Source organism: Actinosynnema sp. NPDC059797, assembly GCF_042732085.1.
GTDB lineage: Bacteria > Actinomycetota > Actinomycetes > Mycobacteriales > Pseudonocardiaceae > Actinosynnema.
In genome coordinates this window covers 1-3,831 of sequence record NZ_JBHWIE010000531.1, presented here as the reverse complement: position 1 = coordinate 3,831, position 3,831 = coordinate 1, and the positions used below count along the sequence as shown (strand labels likewise).

General features: G+C 68.8%; 5 protein-coding genes. 4 read left to right on the top strand and 1 reads right to left on the bottom strand.

Annotation, left to right across the window (positions count from 1 at the left end; translation table 11 throughout):
• Window positions 1-567: helix-turn-helix domain-containing protein (locus tag ACFV4N_RS41120; protein WP_499678109.1), on the bottom strand; the 567-nt coding region annotated here is incomplete at its 3' end.
• A gap of 351 nt (window positions 568-918) precedes the next feature.
• On the opposite strand from ACFV4N_RS41120, the gene ACFV4N_RS41115 reads away from it, so the two are divergent.
• The 4 genes from ACFV4N_RS41115 to ACFV4N_RS41100 all read left to right on the top strand — a co-directional run bounded on the left by ACFV4N_RS41115 (window position 919) and on the right by ACFV4N_RS41100 (window position 3,710).
• A complete protein-coding gene (locus tag ACFV4N_RS41115) occupies window positions 919-1,428 on the top strand; it encodes a prepilin peptidase (protein WP_499678108.1) in 510 nt (169 codons plus the stop codon).
• Window positions 1,429-1,491: 63 nt separating this feature from the next.
• On the top strand, window positions 1,492-2,064 hold the full coding sequence (locus ACFV4N_RS41110) for a hypothetical protein (RefSeq protein WP_499678107.1): 573 nt from the start codon (window positions 1,492-1,494) through the stop codon (window positions 2,062-2,064).
• Entirely contained in the window at window positions 2,058-2,894 is an 837-nt protein-coding gene (locus ACFV4N_RS41105) for a hypothetical protein (RefSeq protein WP_499678106.1), read from the top strand. The genes ACFV4N_RS41110 and ACFV4N_RS41105 overlap by 7 nt, the downstream gene beginning before the upstream one ends.
• 105 nt (window positions 2,895-2,999) lie before the next feature.
• Window positions 3,000-3,710, top strand: coding sequence for an SAF domain-containing protein (locus ACFV4N_RS41100; RefSeq protein WP_499678105.1), 711 nt, complete (start codon window positions 3,000-3,002; stop codon window positions 3,708-3,710).
• Window positions 3,711-3,831: the final 121 nt, after the last annotated feature.

Sequence of the window (3,831 nt, the reverse complement as noted above, 5' to 3'; positions counted from 1 at the left end):
GGTTTCCAGAACCTCGCTGGGGTCTGCTGGTTCGGAATTCGCCGAGTAACCCCGGAGATCGTAGAAGAACACCCCATCGGGGAATTTCCTGCGTATTTGGTAACTCCACGTGACGGCCAGTGTTGTTTTGCCACTACCGGCCGCCCCGTCCAGCGCGATGATGCCCGCGGATCGACCGCTCATCGCCGCATCGAGCAGCTTGTCTAGTTCGCCGACCAGCGAGGAACGGCCCACCAGTCGCGGTACCGGGGGCAACTGCGAAGGGCCGCCGCAGGTGTGCGAGTGGACGGGTTCGCATCCTGCGACCAACAGGGCCACCAGGGCGCCGTCGGTGTTGAGCGCCTGGTCGCAGGCTCGCAGGAAGTCCGCGCTCGCGGACTTGGTCCCGTGCTCCACGTTGCTGATGTGGCCGGGGCTGTAGTGGCAGCGGTCCGCCAACTGCTGCAGGGAGAGACCCGCAGCGGTGCGCCTTCGGCGCAGCTCCGGACCTACGGCGGCTTGCCTATTCCTTATTCCGTCCAAGTGAATACACCGCCCCCCTTGCCCACCTCCGGTCGACCTTGTCACCGTTGCTCACAACCGAACCCCGGTGGCGATCAGCAGGAGTCGAGGATATGGGGATCGGACGCGGACCGGTGGTACGGCGGATCCAAGGAAGCCCCGAACGAGTGAACAGCGTGATCGCCCGGCGTGTGAAATCGCCTTTGCTTTGCATTCCTGGGAGGTGCGGACATGTGGGTCGAGGTGGCGTTGATCGGGACAGCATGCGGCCCTGTGGCTCTCGCTGCCGTGGGTCGAGCCGCGATGGACGGGAACGGTCCCCGCGCGATCAGCGGGCAGGCGCAGTTCCGCCGGCCAGACGGAGCGCTGTGGCCACCCCCTTGTCCGAACAAACCCGGCACACGAGAGGTGATCATGGTGAGCCTGTCCCTCGGGGTGGGACTCGCCGCACTCCACCAGCGGTTCGACGGCATCCCGCACCAGCCTGCCGTCCTGTGGCTGGCCATCGTCGGAGCGCCGCTGACGATGATCGACTGGGCGTGCCACCGCCTGCCCGCTCCGCTGGTCCGAGTCCTGTTCTTCGGCGGCGTCGTGATCCTGGGGTGGACCGCGATCCACTACGACGACCTGAGCGCTCTGCTGCGGGCACTCGTGGCGGCCGGGATCACGTTCACCGCGGCGCTGACCACGGCACTGATCAATCCCCACGCCCTCGGAGCGGGTGACGTCAAGCTGCTGGGAACGGTCGCCCTCTACCTCGGGTGGGTCGGCTGGCTCGACCTGCTGCGCGGCGTTGCGCTCGCGCTGCTCCTGGGCGCCCTGGCGGGCGCAGCCCTGCTGATCACCCGGCGGATCTCACGGACCGATCGCATCGCCTTCGGCCCGCCCGTAGTCGGCGGAGCCCTGATCGCCCTCGCCGCACCGTGACCCCGGAAGGCCCCCCTGATGTGCCTGCCCTTCCGCCACCAAGACCAAGACCTGAAGGACGACATGAAGATCTTCCACAGCACCGCGACCACCCTGGTCGTCTTGCTCTTCGCGGTCGCGTGCGGTCCGTCGGCCTCCGACCCGACAGAGCGATCGGGCCTGCCGGTCGGACTGGACGGCTCCCTTCCTCCTCAGACCTCCGTGCCGGCACCCGACGCCGTCGAGGAGGCAGGAGAACGAGGTGTGCAGGCCTACCGACAGATGTGGACCGCCTACGCCACGGCCGGCACGACCGCCGACTGGCAGTCCCCGGAACTCGGTCGCCACGCCACCGGGAAGGCCTTGTCAACCCTGACCCGCACCTTGTTCGGCTACCACGAACGAGGGATCGTGATGCGCGGACAACCAGTCCTGACCCCGACGGTGTCCTCGGTCGAACCCGCCGGAGCACCCGCCAAGGTGATCGTCTCCGACTGCGGCGACTCGACCAACTGGGCGAAGCTCTACGCCGACACCGATGAACCCGCTGACGGCGAACCCGGCGGCAGGCGGCATATCAACGCCGTGGTGGACAAGCAGACCGACGGCACCTGGAAGGTCACCGACTTCGGCGTGCACGAGGTGGGAACATGCTGAACCAGGTGATCACCGGTGTGCTCATCCTCGCCATGAGGGCCGCCTCGCCTGCCGTCCCGGATCCCTGGGGCGATGTCAACTGCGCCCAGGACCCCTCACCCACGTGTGATCTCGGTGCCGGAATCGGTCATCGACCGGGACCGGTGACCGGACGCCCCGGTGGCGTGGAACCGCCTGCCGAACACGAGGACGACGACCCGTACGCGGACTGCCGTCACGTCCCGGCCAGGTTCCACGACCCGGTTGAGCAACCGGAAGGACCCGGTGGTTGGTTCATGGTGCTGTGCTCGACCGATGGCAAGGACCCCTTGTCGCACGGTCCGGTGTGGATAGCCGACGACAGCGCACAGTCGATCTCGCCGCAGCAGTTGGCGCAGACGGCTCGCGAACGCTTGCGCCTGCCCTCGGTGCAGATCGCGCGGAACCCGGTAGGCACACAGCTGGTGAACCTGCCGACCTGGTTGTGGTTGCCCGGTGGGTGGCAGGAGGTATCGGAGAGCGCATCGGTGCCGGGTGTGTCGGTGACCGCGACGGCCAAGCCGGTATCGGTGAGCTGGTCCATGGGGGACGGCAATACGGTGACCTGTGCCGGGCCGGGTACCGCCTACACCACGAGCGCGGACCCGAAGGCGCCCTCACCGGACTGCGGGCACCTCTACCGCCGGTCCTCTGCCGGTCAGCCGGGTGAGACGTTCCCCGTGACGGCAACCGTGCGCTGGACGGTCACCTGGTCCGGTGCCGGCGAGGGCGGGACGTTCCCGGACATGACCACGACGGGCACCGCAAGCTTCCGCGTGGCGGAGTCACAGGCGTTGAACCACGGCGGCTGACCGACACCCGGCTCCTTCCCCGAACCGATAGCGCAACACCTGACCCCGCTCGCTGATCACCTCCGGCGACGTGGCGTACCACCCCCTTGTCTTTGGAGGCATCCCGTGACCACCGCGACCCCGATCCAACCCGACCCCAACCGACCTGTGAGCCCCTCCGACCAACCTTGGCTCACCGGTGGCAGGACACCGCCGACCTCGCGACTGCAGGCGACCGCTCGTCGCCGTGGTCTGCCCTATCTGCTGCTCGGTGCGGTCCTGGTGCTGCTATGCGCGGGCGGGTTCGTGTTGATCTCACTGCACTCCGGCGACCGGCAGTACGTGCTGGCGCTGGCCCGCGAGGTGTCGGTGGGGCAGGTATTGACCGCTCAGGACCTGAGGCAGGTCAGCATCGCCATCGATCCCGGTATCGCGGTGCTGAGCGCCGATCGGGCTTCCGCGGTGGTGGGCAGGCCGATGGCCACGAGCCTGTCAGCCGGGTCCCTGCTCACCTCGGAGGCCGTGGGACCGGCGGCTATTCCGACCGACGGGCAGGCCCTTGCCGCGCTCGCGCTCGAACCCGGCCGGTTCCCCCCTGAGGTGGCCGCAGGGTCACGGGTGTCGGTCGTGTTCGCACCCGACCCGGCGGCAAGCGCGGGCAGCCTGCCGGACGCGGGCGGCACGGCGTGGCCCGCGGTGGTCACCGGCGTGACCACCGCACCGAACGAGCAGCTCACCGTGGTGTCAGTGCAGCTGTCGGAAGCCGCTGCCCGCCAGGTCGCCGCAGTGGCGGCCGGGCGGTTGTCGATCGTCCTGCTCTCCGGAGGTGGTCGCTGATGTTGGTCTCGGTGCTGTCGTTGAAAGGGTCGCCAGGCGTGACCACGTTCGCCGTAGCCCTGGCCGCCCGCTGGCCCGGCCCGGCTCGCGCGCTGGTGGTGGAGGCCGACCCGTCCGGTGG

Coding starts and splice junctions, on each gene's coding strand:
- ACFV4N_RS41110 (WP_499678107.1), top strand. CDS start 1,492: ATGAAGATCTTCCACAGCACCGCGACCACCCTGGTCGTCTTGCTCTTC.
- ACFV4N_RS41105 (WP_499678106.1), top strand. CDS start 2,058: ATGCTGAACCAGGTGATCACCGGTGTGCTCATCCTCGCCATGAGGGCC.